This window comes from Streptomyces sp. CAI-85, from assembly GCF_013363615.1.
In the GTDB taxonomy this organism is placed as follows: domain Bacteria; phylum Actinomycetota; class Actinomycetes; order Streptomycetales; family Streptomycetaceae; genus Streptomyces; species Streptomyces antibioticus_B.
Map to the genome: position 1 here is coordinate 31,700 of NZ_JAANNX010000004.1, position 16,020 is coordinate 47,719.

Genomic DNA, 16,020 nt, shown 5'->3' on the forward strand with positions numbered 1-16,020 from the left:
GTGCGGGGCGCGGGCGGCTCCTCTTCCCCTGATGACACGCACGGCCGAGCAGGACGCGCGGAACAAGCCGAATCGAAGGGGAAGTCATGAGCTCCATCAGGGAGTTGCTGGTCGAACTCACCGGCACGGTCGAGTACGCGGAGACCATCGGCGACGACGTCGACCTGGCGGGCAGCGGGATCGACTCCGGTGACCTGGTGCGGCTGGTGCTGCTGGTCGAACAGCGCACGGGGGTGGAGATCACCGCCGAGGACATGGAGAAGCTCCGGACGATCGGCGACTACGAGCGGTTCGTCTCCGAGCGCGCCGCCGGCGGTGTGTCGGGCGGCGCGTGATGTGGCTGACCCAGCTCCTGGAGCGCAACCGGCAGTGCTTTCCGGACCGGTTGGCCCTCGTGGACGAACACCGCTCGCTCACCTGGGCCGAGTTCGACGCCCGTACCGCCGAACTCGCCCGGGGTTTCGGCGAGCTGGGCATCGAACGCGGTGACCGGGTCGCGGTGCTCTCCCTGGACCGGATCGAGGTGCTGGAGAGCTACTTCGCGCTGGCGCGGCTCGGCGCGGTGTTCGTGCCGCTCAACCACAGCCTCGCGGTGCCGGAGGTGGCCGGGATCATCGAGCGGGTCGGCGCGGTCGCGGTGCTCGGCGAGTCGGCGCTCCTCGACCGGCACACCGAACTGCCCGCCTGCGTAAGGATCCGGGTGGCGCTCGACAAGCCGGTCTTCGCCGCGCTCGGCACGGTCGCGGCGGACACCGCGCTGCCGGTGATCCCGGACACGGATCCGGTCGCCGTGCTGCACACCTCGGCGACCACCGGTCAGGCCAAGGGCGTCACCGTGGACGAGGCGTCGTTCCGGGCCATCGCGCTCGGCTGGCTGGCCGTCGCCCGGCCCTCCGACGACATGGTGCTCGTCAACTGCTGCCCGCTGTACCACGGCAGCATGGTCGTCTCCCTGACCTATCTCGCGGCCGGGGCCACGGTGGTGCTGATGCCCGGCTTCACCCCGCAGCGGGCGCTGGCCGCCGTCGAACGGCACCGGGCCACGCACATCTGGCTGGTGCCGCAGATGCTGCGCTTCCTGCTCCAGGCCAAGGCGTCGCACAACACGGACCTGTCCTCGCTGCGCGAGGTCCTCTACGGCGCGGCGCCGATGCCGCTCGACGTGTACGCCGACGCCGTGGACCGGCTCGGCTGCGGCTTCCGGCAGGTCTACGGCATGACGGAGGTCGGCGGCCCGTTCGTCACCCTGGGCCCGGAGGAGCATCCGGCGCCCGGGGACGCGGGCGCCCGGATCCCGTGCGGCCGGGTGATCCCGGGCATGTCCGCGCGCTCCCTCGGCAAGGACGGCCGGGAGGTCGGCCGGGGCGAGGTCGGCGAGATCGTGGTGCGCGGCCCGGGGCTGATGCGCGGGTACTGGAACGACCCGGCGGCCACCGAGGAGGTGACCGTCGACGGCTGGGTGCGCACCGGGGACCTCGGGTTCGTGGACGAGGCGGGGCGGATCCATCTGGTCGACCGCAGCAAGGACCTGATCATCCGGGCCGGGCAGAACGTCTACCCGTCGGAGATCGAACGGGCCCTGCTGACCCATCCGGCGGTCCGGGACGCGGCGGTCGTCGGCATCCCGGACGAGGACTTCGGGGAGGTGCCGCTCGCGTACGTGGTGGCCGAGGAGGGCACCGAGGCGCGTACGCTGCTCGCCCATCTCGGGGAGAACCTCGCGCCCTACAAGCGGCCCCGGAGCGTGGAGTTCATCGAGCAGGTGCCGCGCAATCCCGCCGGGAAGATCATCAAGAAGCTGCTGCGGGACGGGAACTGAGTCCCGCGAACGGGATCGGATGGAGATCGGGAGGGGCCGGCGACCGGGTGTCGCCGGCCCCTCCCGTCGTTCACACGGCCACGCCGACGTCGTTCACGCCTCCGCGTTGACCAGGACGGCCATGTTGCCCGCCGGGTGCCGGTTCTCGTGCAGGAGCTGGTGGGCGAGGCCGATCTCCTCGAAGGCGAACGTCCGTGACAGGCACGGGTCGATCGCGCCCTGGTCGATCAGCCGGGTCACCTCACGTGCCTCGCGCCGGCTGGCGACGTGCGAACCCTGGAGCCGCTTCTGCCGCATCCACAGGAACCGCAGGTCGACATCGCCGTTGTAGCCGGTGGTGCCGCCGCAGATGACGACCATGCCCGCGTTGTCGGCCATGTAGATCGAGGTGGGGATGGTGTCGGCGCCGGAGTGCTCCAGCACGATGCGCGGCGCCCGCCGCTCGCCGAGCACCTCCCAGTAGCGGCGGCCGAAGGCGCGGGCGCCGGACAGCCAGGCGCTCATCGCGGCCTCGTCGTCGGTGTGCGGCAGCCGGCCCCAGTGGTCGAACTCCCGCCGGTCGATCCACCCCTTGGCGCCGAGCCGCATGCAGAACTCGCCGCGCTCCTCGCTGGAGACGACCGCGACGGGGATGCCGCCCGCGTGCTTCACGAGCTGGATGGCGATGCTGCCCAGACCGCCGGCGCCGCCCCAGATGAGCACGGGGTCGCCGGGCCGTACGGTGTGCGGCTGCCAGCCGAACAACTGCCGGTGCGCGGTGGCCGCCGTCGCCATGAAGCAGGCGGCCTCCGCCCAGTTCAGCCGGGCGGGCTTGGGATGCACCATGTAGTCGTCCACGACCGCGAACTGGGCGAAGGAGCCGTAGTTCTCCTCGTAGCCCCACACCCGCAGCGAGGAGGAGGTCACCGGGTCGGCGCCGAGCCGGATGTCCTCGGCCGACTCGTCCCAGCGACAGGCGAGGACGGTCACCTCGTCCCCGAGACGCACACCGCGCGCGCCCTCCCCGACGGCCCAGACGATGCCGGACAGGTCGGAGCCGCCGATGTGGAAGTCCTCCGTGGCGCCCTGCTTCTGCCGCGCGCCGATCACGTCGAGCGGTGAACCCAGCGCCGCCCACACGTTGTTGTAGTTGACGCCGGCCGCCATCACCTTGATCAGGACCTGACCGGGCAGCAGCGGCGGCACGTCCACCACCTCGGTGCGGAAGGCGCCGATCGGCTCGCCGTAGCGCTCCTGGCGGATGAGCGAGGCGTACATCCGCCGGGGTGCCGTACCGAGTTCGGGGGCGTCGCCGAGTTCGTACAGGTCCTTGGTCACGGGCAGTCTCCTGAGCGTCGGTCCGGTGCTGCGGTGGGAGGTTCGGGGCGGGCGGCGGTCAACCGGCGGTGCGGCGGAGCGCCTTGGCGACCGCCGCGCCGATCAGGGCCATCGGGGCGGGCTCGGTCATCTCGTAGTGGCCGCAGGGAACGGCGTGGTCGTCCAGCGAGCCGTCGACATAGGGGCGCCACCTGTCGGCCTTGCCGGGCGCGAGCGAGAGGTCGTCGCCGGTGCCGGGGGCGTCCTGGGTCGCGCTGAAGAACAGCACGTCGCCGTGGAACACCTTGGGCGTGAACTGCGGTGCGATCCGCAGGTTGTTGCGCATCACGGCGGCGATGGCGGCGGCCTCGGCGCGGGTCACGGGGGCGGCCGTCGTCGGGTCGTCGGCCGGGTCCTCGGGGATCCGGCTCAGCACGGCGTCGACATCGGCGGCCAGGGTCTCGGGGCCCTGGAGGTCCAGTCCCGCCACGCGGGCCAGGAGTGCCGCCACCTGCCGCTCGGCCTGCGCGGGGTCGTGGGCGGTGCCGTGCGGCTGGGGCGCGTCCAGCAGGGCGAGCAACTCGACCTCCTGGCCCTGCTCCTGGAGCGCACAGGCCATCGCATGGGCCACGAACCCGCCGTAGGACCAGCCCAACAGGCGGTACGGTCCCTGCGGTTGGACCTCGCGGACCAGGTCCACGTACCCGGCGACCATGGCGGTGGCGTCCGGGGCGGGCGGCCGGGTGCCGTCGAGGCCGAACGCCTGGACGCCGAACACGCGCTGGTCCGCGCCGAGATGGGGCAGGAGTCCGGCGTACCGCCAGGAGACGCCCGCACCGGGGTGGAGGCAGAACAGGGGCGTCCCGGTGCCCTCGGCGCGCAGCGGGAGCAGCGGGCGCAGGGCGTCGGGGCCGGGTGCCCGCCGGGCGGCGGTCAGCAGTCCCGCGACGGTCGGGGTGGCCAGCAGCGCGGCCGCGGGCACGTCGAGGACCCCGGTCTGGCGGAGCCGTCCGGACAGCAGCACGGCCCGCATCGAGTCGCCGCCGAGGTCGAAGAAGTTGTCGTGCACGCCGATCCCGTGGACGCCGAGCGCCTCCTCCCACAGGTCGGTGACCGCGCGCTCCTCGGCCGTGCGCGGCGCCAGGTGCTCGGTGGTCAGCCGGGGGCGGGGGACACGGGCGCCGGTCGCCTCGGGGGCGGGCGCGGGGTCGTCGTCGTGGGCGGGGGCGGTGGCGCCGGGGGCGTCGATCCAGTGCCGGCGCCGCTCGAAGGCGTACCCGGGGAGCCGGACGCGGCGGCGGTGCGCGCCGTCCGTGACATCGGGCAGCGCGGCGTCCACCCCCGCCGCCCACAGCCGGCCCAGCGCCTGTGCCAGGACGAAGCCGTCGGGGCCCTCGGCCTTGGCGTGCCGCATGGTCGTCACGGTCACCGGTGCCTCGTCCGCGAGACGGGCGCGGGCCAGTTTGACCATGCCGTCGCCGGGCCCGATCTCCACCAGGACGGGCCGGTCGCGCTCCCAGAGAGCGGTGATCCCGTCCGCGAACCGGACCGTGCGCCGGGTGTGGGCGACCCAGTGGCCGACGTCGGTGGCCTGGGCGTCGGTGATCCACGTGCCGGTGACATTGGTGACGTAGGGCACGGCGGGCGGCCGGAGCCGCAGGGTGCGCAGTCGGTCGGCGAAGGTGCCGAGGACGGGATCGAGGACGTGCGAGTGGGCGGCGGCCGGCATCCGCAGCCGCCGGAACGGCACGCCCCTGCGGGCGAGTTCGGCCTCCAGCCGCTCCACGGCCTCGGTGCGGCCCGCGACCGTACAGGCTTCGGGGCCGTTGACGGCGGCCAGCGACAGATCCGGGCCGAGCAGCGGGGCGAGGTCCTCGGCCGGGGCCGCGACACCGACGGTGGCTCCGCCGCAGGCGGCGATGAGCCGGATGCGTTCGGCGACCACGGGCAGCATCTCTTCGAGGTCCATGACACCGGCCAGGCAGGCCGCGGTGTACTCGCCGAGGGAGTGACCGATGAACGCGTCGGGGCGCACCCCCTGCTCGATCAGCGTGCGGGCGACGGCGTACTCGGTGACGACCAGGGCCAGGAACGCGTCGGTGCTGCCCGGCTCGACCCGCTCGAACAGCGCGGTGCGCAGGTCGTCGCCGGTCACCGGCCGCAGGATGCGCGCGCAGTCGTCCACCGTGTCCCGGTAGACGGCGTGGTCGCGGTACAGGCCGGCGCCCATGCCCACGTACTGGGTGCCGCCGCCCGGCAGCAGGAACGCCACCCGCGGCGGATCGTCCGGCACCGGCGGCAGGGGCGGCGCGGGCGTGCGCAACGCGGTCACGGCCTCGGCGACGGTGGTGGCGGTGACGGCCGTACGGTGGCGCAGGGCCGGGCGGTCGGTGCGCAGGGCGCGGGCGAGGTCGTCCAGGCGGGTCGCCGGATGCCGCTCCAGGTGCCGGGCGAGGGCCTCGGCCTGCCCGGGGAGGGCTCCGGCGGTGCGGGCGGAGAGGGGGAGGACGTGGCGGCGTGCGTCGGGCGCGGCCGGGGCCGGGGCCGGCGTCTCGGTGGTGGCCGGGGCCTCCTCCAGGATCACGTGGGCGTTGGTGCCGCCGACTCCGAAGGCACTGATGGCCGCGCGCCGGGGGTGATCGGCGGCCGGCCACTCCTCCAGCGTGGTCGGCACCCGGAACGGTCCGGAGGCGAAGTCGATGAGCGGGTTGGGCCGGTCGAAGTGGAGGCTGGGCGGGATCCGCCGGTGCTCCAGGGCGAGGACGGCCTTGACGAATCCGGCGATCCCGGCGGCGGCGCCGAGGTGTCCGATGTTCGTCTTCACCGACCCCAGGGCGCAGAATCCGCGCCGGTCGGTACTCTGCCGGAACGCCTCGGTCAGCGCCGCCACTTCGATGGGGTCGCCGATGTGGGTGGCGGTGCCGTGCGCCTCGACCAGGCCGATGGTGCCGGCGTCGACGTCGGCCTCGGCCTGGGCGGCGAGGACCACCTCCGTCTGGCCGGGGGCGCTCGGCGCGGTGAAACCGACCTTGCGGCGGCCGTCGTTGTTCACCGCCGAGCCCCGGACGACCGCGCGGATGCGGTCGCCGTCGGCGAGGGCGTCCTCAAGCCGCTTGAGGACGACCGCGCCGACGCCGTCGCCCGAGGAGGTGCCGGCCGCGTCCGCCGCGAAGGCACGGCAGCGCCCGTCCGGCGAGAACGGCCCGCCGGGTACATGCCGATAGCCCAGCAGGGCCGAGGGGTTGAGGGAGACGGCGGCGGCGAGCGCGGTGTCGCAGCGGTGGTCGAGCAGGTCCTGACAGGCGGTGTGCAGGGCGACCAGCGCGGTCGAGCAGGCCGTCTGGAGCGACAGGCTGGGCCCGGTCAGGCCCAGTTCGTAGGAGATCCGAGTGGCCAGTGTGCCCAGGGAGTTGGCCGTGGCCGCGTGGACCAGCGCCACCGAGCCGGGCTGCCCGGCGTAGCGGGGGTGCAGATGGCTGGGGTAGTAACGGCTGTCGCCCGCGCCCGCGTAGACCCCGGTCGTGCCGTCCCGCGCCGCGCGCAGACAGCCCGCGTCCTCCAGAGCGTGGTAGGCGGTCTCCAGCAGGAGCCGCTGCTGCGGATCGACCACCGCCGCCTCGGCGGGGCTGTAGCCGAAGAACTCCGCGTCGAAGCGGTCGATGCCGTCGATGACGGACGCCATCCGGACGAGGTTCGGGTCGTCCAGGTCGCGGGGGTCGCCGCCCGCCGCGAGGAACTCCTCGTCGGTGACGGGCCGTACGGCGTCCCGTCCGGCGGCGAGGTTCTCCCAGAACGTGTCGATGTCGTCGGCGCCCGGGAAGCGGGCCGCCATGCCGATCACGGCCACGGCGGGCGGGGCGTCGTCGTCCTGCCCGGTGAAGTGGTCCGCCATGGAGTCAGACACGGGGTCAGACACGGGGTCAGCCATCGCGCCGGTCCTTTCGTTCGCGTGCGGTGCGGTCCGCGCGGCGGGCGCCACGGGCCGCGCGTTGCCGTTGCGCCTGGGCACGGGCCTGGTCGAGCGGGGTCGACGGGGTGGCGGATGCCGGGTTCGGGTTCGGGGTCTCTTGCGGTGCCGGGGCTGCCGTCCCGCCCGTCATGCCGGACAAGTGCCGCGCCAGGTCCCGTACCGTCGGGCGGGCGAAGAGGTCGACCACCCCCAGTTCGCAGCCGAACGCCTCGTTGACCGCCGACCGGGCTCCGACCAGGAGCAGCGAATTGCCGCCCAGGTCGAAGAAGTTGTCGTCGCGGCCCACCCGGTCGCGGTCCAGCACCCGGCACCAGATCTCCGCCAAGCGCGCCTCCAGCCGCCGCAGTTCCTCCTCGGCGCCCGGGTCGGAGGCCGGCCGCGCGGTGCCGGTCGAGCGCAACGCCCATGCCCCCGCGAGGTGTTCGGCGCCCCGGGCCGCGGCGGTGTACAGCGCGCCGAGGTCGGTTCCGTCGTCCAGTCCGACGCGGGCGACGGCCCGCCGCACCTGCCGTACCGGGCCCACGACATGGCTGCGGACCCAGGGGGCGGTGCGGTCGGCGCCGATCAGCAGATGGGGTTCGTCCAGGGAGCGGGCGAAGTCGAACGAGCGCAGCGCGGCGGCGGTGTCGAGCACCCGGTAGCCGCGGGCCTCGGTGAGCGAGGTGAGGCCGTAGCCGCGGCTCATGCCGGTCTCGCGCCACATGCTCCACGCGAGGCTCTGCGCGGGCAGCCCGGAACGGCGGCGGTGCACGGCGAGGGCGTCGAGGAAGGCGTTGGCCGCCGCGTAGGCGGAGTTCATCGAGCCGCCGAACCATCCGTTGACGGAGGAGAAGGTGACGAAGGACTCGACGGGGTGTTCGGCGGCGATCCGGTGCAGGGTCAGGGCGCCGCGCACCTTGGCGTCCAGCGCGGCCCGCCAAGTACCGGCGTCCAGGTCGCGGGCGGGCCGCTCGGCGAAGGCTCCGGCGAGATGCAGGATCGAGGTGAGCGGTACGCCCCACGCCTCGGCGGCCTCGCGTACGACGGCCCGGACCTGGCCGGGGTCGGTGACGTCGGCGCGGGCGTGACGCACCTCGCCGAGCCGGCCCAGACGGTTCAGGAGATCGGCCCTGGCCTGCCCTTCCGGAGCGCCGCCCGCCTCCCCGCGGCCGATGAGCAGCACCCGAGTGCCGGGCGTGGTGCCGAGCAGATGCGCGGCGACCTCGGCACCGACGCCCCCCAGCCCGCCGCTGACCAGGTGGAACCCCTCGGTGGACGGGGGCGCGGTGCGTGGCACGGGGTCGGCGAGCGGGGCCAGTCGGCGCACATGGCGATGGCCGTCACGGTAGGCGATCTCGGAGTCGACGGGCGGGGCCGCCGCCTCGGCGAGCAGGAAGGCGGTCGCATCACCGGCGTCTCCGTCCGGAAGGTCGACATGCACGCCCCGCAGCCAGGGGTGTTCCTCCCGCAGCGACTTGAGCAGGCCCACCGCCGGGGCGTGGGCGCAGGCCGGTGCCGGGTCGTCGGGCAGCACGGCCTGCGCGCCACTCGTCACGAGGAGCAGGGGCAACGGTGTGTCCCGGCCCTGATCGTGACGGTCCGTCAGCGCGCGGGTGAGCGCCAACAGGGACAGTGCGGGATCGTCGTCCGGTTCGGGAAGGACGGTGGTGGTGGTGTCCAGCGCGCCCAGGTGCAGTACGGCGTCCACGCCTCGCCCGTCGGCCGCGAGGGCGTCCAGGAGCCTGCCGTGGTCGTCCACGTCGGCGGCGCGCACCCGGTAACGGGCGGCGTCCAGACGCTCGTACGCGGGACCGTCCGCCACGACGGTGCACAGTCCGCCCTCGGCGCGCAGCCGGGCGGCGACGGACGCGGCCAGCGCGGCGGCCCGGGTGCCGTTCCCGGCGAGGACCAGCGTGTGGCGTCCGGCCAAAGGCACAGGCGGGTGCAGCAGTCCGGCGCGCTGCCACACCGGCCGCAGGAACCAGTCGGGCAGGGTGGCGGCGGTGCCGAGCAGTATCTGGGAGGCGCGGGCCCGCTCGTCGAAGTCGCCCGCCTCGAAGCCCTTGCGGAGCTTGGTGCGCTGGATCTTGCCGATCTCCGTCTTGGGGATGTCCTCCGGGGCGACCGGCAGGAGGTGGGCGGGGCTGACGCCGATCTCCCGGGTCACGGTGCCGGCGATCTCGCGCAGTGCGGCGGCCTCGTCCTGGCCGGGGGCGAGGTGGAAGAACAGGGCGAGTTCGTCGGTGGTGGCGTCGGGGTCGCTGCGCACGGCGACGGCCGCGGTGAAGCTCCGCACCACGTGCGGGAGTTGCTCGACGCAGGACTCGATCTCGTGGCTGTAGTGGTTGACGCCGTTGACGATGATGACGTCCTTCACCCGGCCGGTGATGTACAGCTCGCCGTCGCGCAGGAACGCCAGGTCGCCGGTGTCGAACCAGCCGTCGTCGGTGAACGCCTCCGCGTTGGCACGGGCGTTGTCGTGGTAGCCGGGGGTGACGGAGGTGCCGCAGACCTGGAAGCGCCCGGCCTCGCCCTCGGCGAGCACGGTGTCGTGGTCGTCGACGACCCGCATGGCGAACCCGGGGTAGGGCAGTCCGCAGCTCACGAACGCCTCGTCGTGGTCCGGGGGTTCGGCGGGCAGGACGGCGTCGGTGACGACGGAGCAGGTCTCGGACATGCCCCAGCCGGGGTGCATGACGTCCTGCGGCAGGCCGAACGGGCGCAGGGTGTGCAGGAAGGCGCGGGCGGCGGAGGCGACGACGACCTCACCGGCGTTCATCACCAGCCGCATCGGCGACAGGTCCCAGGCGCGGTCCGCGAACCGGTCCGCCTGCGCGGCGAGCAGTCCGAACGCGAAGTTGGGCGCCCAGGTGACGCTGACCCGGTGCCGGTCGGCGAGGTCCATCCAGCGCGTCGGGTCCTCCAGGATCCAGGAGGTGGGCGCGTGGATCTGACGGCAGCCGAGGTAGACGTCCCGCAGATGGAACATGACGACGCCGGTCACATGGTCCATCGGGATCCAGTTGAGGCTGACGTCGTGCGCGCCGAGGCCGTTCGTCGCCTCGGTGGCGGCGGAGCGGGTGAGCACACCGCGGTGGGTGACGCGGACGGCCTTGGGCAGGCCGGTGCTGCCGGAGGTCATCAGCATCAGCAGGAGGTCGTCGGGGGCGGCGGGGTGCCAGTCGCGGTCCTCGGGCGCCCGGCGCAGCGCGTCGGCCGTGGTCAGCCGGACGCCGGACAGCGGTCCCCGGTCGGCGAGTTGCCGCAGTCCGGGCTCCTCGGCGGGCGAGGCGACGATCCACGGCCGGTCCAGCATCCGCCAGATGCCCTCCAGTTTGGTCAGGGCGGCCGAGGAGGTCTCGTAGGAGGCGGGCACGGTCAGCGGGACGGCGACGAACCCGCCGAGGACGCACCCCCAGAGCACGGCGACGAAGTCCTCGGTGTCGGAGCACTGGAGGACGACCTTGTCGCCGGGGCGCAGGCCGTGCGCGCGCAGTCCGGCGAGGACGCGGGAGGCTTCCGTGACGAGGGAGGCGTAGTCGCGGCGGGTCTCGGAGCCGTCGGCGCGGACGTGCACGATCTCGCCGTGCGCCCGTTCGGCGGCCCGGGTGAGCGCCTCGGACCAGCCGGACACGGACGGTTCGGGCAGCGGCCCGCCCTCGCTGAGCGCCGGTACCCGCTCCCGCCGTACGGCGTCCGTGTCGGGGGCGTTGCCCGGCGCGGCCGTCGCGGTGCGGGGCGGTCCGGTGTGGACGCGGCCCAGGTCCTCGGCGAGGTCCTCCACCTCGGCTTCGGCGGTGTGGACGCCGGGGACGCGGGCGAGGAGGTCCGCCCACGCGGTGGCGGCGGTGCGGTCGACGGCGGGCAGCGCGCGCAGGGCGGCGGTGTCGAGGCCGCCGTCGGGGGTGCGCGGCAGGATGTTGACGGCGGTGATCCGGGGCGTGGCACCGGAGTTGTCGTCGAGGAGTTGCTCGACCTGGGCAGCGGCGCCCGCCCGGCCGGGCACGACGTACAGCGAAGGCGGGCCCGGCGCGTCCTCGGGCGGCAGGGCGACGGCGTCCCGGACGCCCGCCACGGTCCGTGCGGCCGCGGCGAGTTCGGCCGCCGAGTCCATGGGGGCGGGGCTGCTGCCGGTGGCGGCCGGCGGGGCCGGGAGGGCGCCGACGGGCAGGCCGGGGTCGGCGCAGACCGCCGTGAGCGCGGCCGTCAGCGCCTCGGTGAAGCGGGTGACCGTGTCGGCGGCGTACAGGTCGGTGGCGTACTCGACGTGCAGGTCCAGGCCGTCGGGCGTGCCGTGCGCGTCGTGCCGTTCGAGGACGTCCACGAACAGGTCGAACTTGGCGGTGCCGGTCGCCGTGGGCCGCAGCGGGGTGCGCCGGTCGCCGAGCCGGAGCACGGCCGGTTCGTTGTTCTGGAGGGCCAGCATCACCTGGAAGAGGGGGTGACGGGCCGGGTGGCGGCGCGGGTTGAGCGCGTCCACCAGCAGGTCGAACGGCAGGTCCTGGTGGTCGAGGGCGGCGAGGTCGGCGCGGGTCGTACGGGCGAGGAGGTCCCGGAAGGCCGGGTCGCCCGCGGTGTCGGTGCGCAGCACGAGGGTGTTGGTGAGCAGGCCGATCACATCGTCCAGGGCGGGTTCCGAGCGTCCGGCGACCGGGGTGCCGATCGCCACGTCGGGGCCGGCGCCCCAGCGGGAGAGCAGGGCGCCGAGGACGGTGTGCAGCACCATGAAGAGGCTGGTGTCCTCGGTCTCGGCCAGCCGCAGCAGCGCCCGGTGCAGGGCGGGGTCCACGGTGGCGGAGACGCTCGCGCCGTGCCCCCGGGCGGTGGCGGGGCGGGGCCGGCCGGCGGGCAGGGTGCTCTCCTCGGGCAGCCCGGCCAGGGCTTCCCGCCAGAACGCGGTGAGGTGCGCGGCGCGGCCCGGTCCCCCGGGGCCGGGGTCCAGCACCCGGCGTTGCCACAGGGCGTGGTCGGCGTACTGCACGGGCAGCGGTTTGCCGTGCGGTGCGCGGCCCTCGCGGCGGGCCTCGTAGGCGGCGCTCAGATCGTCGGCGAAGGGACGCAGCGACCAGCCGTCGGCGGCGCTGTGGTGGAGCACGATCAGCAGGGTGCGGGTGTCACCGCTGCCGAACACCCCTGCCCACAGGGCGCTTTCACGGGTGAGGTCGAACCGGCGCCGCGCGGCGGCGGCGACATGCGCCCCGACCTCCTCGCCCGGACAGTCCACGACCCGCACCTCGGGCCGCAGCGCACCGGGCGGCAGGATCCGCTGGTACGGCTGCCCGTCGGGACGGTCGCCGTCGGCGATGACCGTCCGCAGACTCTCGTGCCGGTCCACGACGTCGGCCAGGGCCGCGCGCAGCGCGTTGTCGTCCAGCGTGTCGTGCAGGGGCACGACCAGCGGGATGTTGTAGGTCGCGGCGGCGCCGTCGAGGCGGTCGAGGACCCACATGCGTTCCTGGGCGTAGGAGAGCGGTACGCGCTCGGGGCGCGGGCCCGGTTCCAGTGCGGGCAGCGGGGGCGCGGTCGTGGCGTCCGCGGCGAGGCGGGCGGCGAGCGCGGCCGGGGTGGGGGTGTCGAAGAGGACGGCCAGCGGGATCTCGCGGCCCGCCTCGACCCGCAGCCGGGCCAGCAGGCGTACGGCGAGCAGGGAGTGGCCGCCGAGTTCGAAGAAGCTGTCGTCCACCCCGACGGAGTCGGCGGGCAGCCGCAGCACCTCGGCGAACAGGGCGCCGACGAGGGCCTGTTCGGGGGTGCTGGGCCGCTGCGCGGCGGGTGCCGGGGTGAACTGCGGGTCGGGCAGGGCGCGGACGTCGAGCTTGCCGTTCGCGGTCAGCGGCAGCGCGTCGAGCAGGACGGTCGCGGCCGGGACCATGTGGGCGGGCAGCCGTTCGACCAAGTGGGCGCGCAGGACGGCCGGTTCGGGCGGTTCGGCGCCGTCCCCCGTGTCCGGGACGGCGTAGGCGACGAGCCGGGTCTCCCCGTCCTCGGCGGGCCGGGGTACGACGGCCGCGGCGGCGACGGCGGGGTGGGCGGTGAGGACGGCCTCGATCTCGCCGGGCTCGACGCGGAACCCGCGGATCTTCACCTGCTGGTCGGCGCGCCCGGCGTAGCGGAGCAGGCCGTCGGCGGTGCGGCGGGCGAGGTCGCCGGTGCGGTACATCAGCGCGCCGGGCGGCCCGTACGGGTCGGGCAGGAAGCGTTCGGCGGTCAGCTCGGGCCGGTCGAGGTAGCCGGGGGCGACGCCGGCCCCGGACACGTACATCTCCCCGGTGACACCCGGCGGGACGGGCTTCCCGGCCGTGTCGAGGAGGTGGACGCAGAGGTCGGCGAGCGGCACGCCGATCACGCCGTTCCGCTGCCGGTCGTCCAGGTCGGCGGGGGTGAGCCGGTGGTGGGTGACATGGACGGTCGTCTCCGTGATGCCGTACATGTTGACCAGCGCGGGCCCGTCGAGCCCGTACCGCTCGGTCCAGGGCCGCAGCCGCTCGGGGCGCAGCGCCTCGCCGCCGAAGACGACGTACCGCAGACCGGCGCAGGGGTCGCCGGGTTCGTCGAGGTCGGCGCGGATCAACTGCTCGAAGGCGGACGGCGTCTGGTTGAGGACGGTGACGCGCTCGGCGCGCAGCAGCCGCAGGAAGTCGCGCGGCGAGCGGCTGACGTCGTACGGCACCACGACGAGCCGTCCGCCGTGCAGCAGCGGCCCCCAGATCTCCCAGACGGAGAAGTCGAAGGCGTACGAGTGGAACAGCGTCCACACGTCGTCGGCGCCGAAGTCGAAGTGCTCGGCGGCGGCCGCGAAGAGCCGCAGGACGTGCGCGTGCGGGATCGGTACGCCCTTGGGGCGGCCGGTGGAGCCCGAGGTGTGGATGATGTAGGCGATGTCGTCGGGGCCGGTGGCGCCGGTGCGTTCGGCGTCGGTGAGGTTCCCGGCCGGGCGGCCGGCGAGGTCGTCGTCCGTCTCCGGGGTGCCGAGCACGACGGTGGGCGCGGGGACCGGCGGGAGCGTGGGGGCGGTGCCGGTGTCGGTGACGAGGACGGCGGGCGGGACGTCCTCGGTGACCAGGCGCAGCCGTTCGGCGGGGTGCCCGGTGTCCAGGGGCAGATAGGCGGCGCCGGTCTTCAGGACGGCGAGCAGGGCGACGACCAGACGGGTGGAGCGGGGCAGCGCGAGCGCCACGACGCGGCCGGGTCCGGCGCCGTGGCCGGTGAGCAGCCGGGCGAGGCGGTTGGCCTCGGCGTTGAGCGCGGCGTAGCCGAGGGTCTCGCCGTCGTAGGTGAGGGCGGGCGCGTCGGGTGTCCGGGCGGCCTGTTCCTCGAAGCGGGCGGTGAGGGTGGTGGTGACCGGGTAGGAGCGTGCGGGCCGGGTGGCGGGCTCCTCCCCCGGCAGCAGCAGCGTGAGGTCGGCCACCGGCGACTGGGCGTCGGCGGCGGTGAGTTGGCGCAGGAGGTGCAGGAACCGCCGTAGGTGCAGGTCGAGTTCGGCCTGTTCGTAGACGGCCGGGTTGGCGTCGAAGGCGATCCACAGGCCGCCGGGTTCGGCGCCGGGACGGACGGAGATCTGGAGGTCCTCGACGGCGCCGCCGGACAGGTGGTGGGAGGTCGAGGGGTGCCCGGCGAAGACCAGGTCCTCGGAGAAGGGCACGATGTTCACGACCGGGCCGTGCACCCGGTTTCCGGCGCCCAGCAGGCCGAGGTCGCGGCGGACGGACTCGCCCCGGTACTGCTGGTGGGCGCGTAACGCGCGCAGTTCGGCGGCCACGTGCCGGAGCAGGTCGCCGACCGGGGCGAGGGGTTCGGTGCGGATCCGCAGCGGCAGGATGTCGGAGGCGGTGCCGGGGGTGCGCAGCGCGGCCGAGCCCGGCCGGCTCATGGTGGCGAGGCCCAGCACCAGGTCGTCGGCGCCGGTCATGCGGTGCAGATAGGCGGCGACGGCCGCGACGACGAGGTCCGTGCGGGAGACCTCCGACGCGCCTGCGGTGAGCGCCAGTTGGGCGGCCTCGGCGGGGGTGAGGTCGCATGTGGCGCGCAGGAAGGGGGCGGTGGGGGGCGCGGTGTGCTCGGTGAGCCGTACGGGGGCGGGCAGTCCGGCGAGCCGGGCGGCCCAGTGGTCGCGGTCGCGGGTGTGGCGCGGGGAGGCGAGGTAGGACTCCTCCTCGTCCCGCAGCCGGGTGACCGACTCGAAGCGGGACGGCGGCGGTTCCTCCCCGGCGGCCAGGGCGCTGTAGGTGTCGGCGAGCCGGCGGGCGACGAGCTTGTAGCTGTAGCCGTCGAGCAGGATGTGATGGGCTCTCAGGAACCACAGATGGCGGTCGGGGGCGACGGTGATCAGCGCGTGCGAGAACAGCGGCCCGGTCACCAGGTCGCAGGGGATGGCGAGATCGCGCCGGATCCAGTCCTCGGCGGCGGCCCCGGGGTCGGGTTCGGCGCTGACGTCGACACGGTGCAGCGGCCAGTCACCGGGATCCTCGGCCCGTTCGGCGCGCGGCCCGTCCGGGGTGTCGGCGAAGCGCAGCGCGAAGGTGTCGGCCTCCGCCACGGTCCGCCGCAGCGCGGTCTCGAACAGCTCCGGGTCGACCGGCCCGTGGATCTCCACGTACTCACCGGTGTTGTACGCGGCGGCGTGCTGCGCGAGCCGCCCGGCGAACCACAGTCCCTCCTGGGCTCCCGACAGCGGTCGACGTTCGTGCTCGTGGACTGACATGGCACCAACCCTCAACTGGCGAGCGGGTGTTCACGCGCCCCGCCCGCCCGTCCGGCGGGCGGCCGGGGGCGGGTGAAGCCGGAACAGGCGTACGCGGCACCACCGGCCGCCCGCGCACCGGACCGACGCGCCGGGGCGGCGCGCGGTGAACTCGGTGGCGGAAAGGCGGCACGGTGGCCGAAATAGCGGCACGGTGGCCGTGAATGGCGTAAGGAAACGGATGCGCCCGACGGCGCGGGAATCGTCTGGTCGGGG

The 16,020-nt window shown here is 74.6% G+C and carries 5 protein-coding genes; 2 read left to right on the forward strand and 3 right to left on the reverse strand.

What is annotated here, in order from left to right; all coding sequences use genetic code 11:
• The first annotated feature begins 86 nt into the window (after window positions 1-86).
• Both G6W55_RS07410 and G6W55_RS07415 read left to right on the forward strand, forming a co-directional pair.
• Window positions 87-335 carry an acyl carrier protein gene (locus G6W55_RS07410; RefSeq protein WP_030789047.1) on the forward strand — a complete coding sequence of 83 codons (249 nt, stop codon included), beginning with the start codon at window positions 87-89 and terminating at the stop codon, window positions 333-335.
• Window positions 335-1,819 (forward strand): class I adenylate-forming enzyme family protein, encoded by a 1,485-nt coding sequence (locus G6W55_RS07415; RefSeq protein WP_175520240.1) that lies wholly within the window; start codon window positions 335-337, stop codon window positions 1,817-1,819. Before G6W55_RS07410 ends, G6W55_RS07415 begins: the two co-directional genes overlap by 1 nt.
• 93 nt (window positions 1,820-1,912) lie before the next feature.
• On the opposite strand, the gene ccrA is transcribed toward G6W55_RS07415, so the two are convergent.
• Genes ccrA through G6W55_RS07430 form a run of 3 tightly spaced genes read right to left on the reverse strand, consistent with a single transcriptional unit; the run spans window position 1,913 to window position 15,765 of the window.
• Window positions 1,913-3,142 carry a crotonyl-CoA carboxylase/reductase gene (ccrA, locus tag G6W55_RS07420; RefSeq protein WP_175520241.1) on the reverse strand — a complete coding sequence of 410 codons (1,230 nt, stop codon included), beginning with the start codon at window positions 3,140-3,142 and terminating at the stop codon, window positions 1,913-1,915.
• A gap of 52 nt (window positions 3,143-3,194) precedes the next feature.
• Window positions 3,195-7,043 carry a type I polyketide synthase gene (locus G6W55_RS07425; RefSeq protein WP_175519997.1) on the reverse strand — a complete coding sequence of 1,283 codons (3,849 nt, stop codon included), beginning with the start codon at window positions 7,041-7,043 and terminating at the stop codon, window positions 3,195-3,197.
• The gene (locus G6W55_RS07430) at window positions 7,036-15,765 is read right to left on the reverse strand and encodes a non-ribosomal peptide synthetase (RefSeq protein WP_175519998.1); all 8,730 of its coding nucleotides are present in this window, start codon (window positions 15,763-15,765) and stop codon (window positions 7,036-7,038) included. The genes G6W55_RS07425 and G6W55_RS07430 overlap by 8 nt, the downstream gene beginning before the upstream one ends.
• Between the last annotated feature and the right edge of the window lie 255 nt (window positions 15,766-16,020).

Bases quoted from the DNA above. Each gene is read 5' to 3' on its own strand.
- G6W55_RS07415 (WP_175520240.1), top strand. From the start codon at position 335: ATGTGGCTGACCCAGCTCCTGGAGCGCAACCGGCAGTGCTTTCCGGAC.
- G6W55_RS07430 (WP_175519998.1), bottom strand. From the start codon at position 15,765: ATGTCAGTCCACGAGCACGAACGTCGACCGCTGTCGGGAGCCCAGGAG.
- G6W55_RS07425 (WP_175519997.1), bottom strand. From the start codon at position 7,043: ATGGCTGACCCCGTGTCTGACCCCGTGTCTGACTCCATGGCGGACCAC.
- G6W55_RS07410 (WP_030789047.1), top strand. From the start codon at position 87: ATGAGCTCCATCAGGGAGTTGCTGGTCGAACTCACCGGCACGGTCGAG.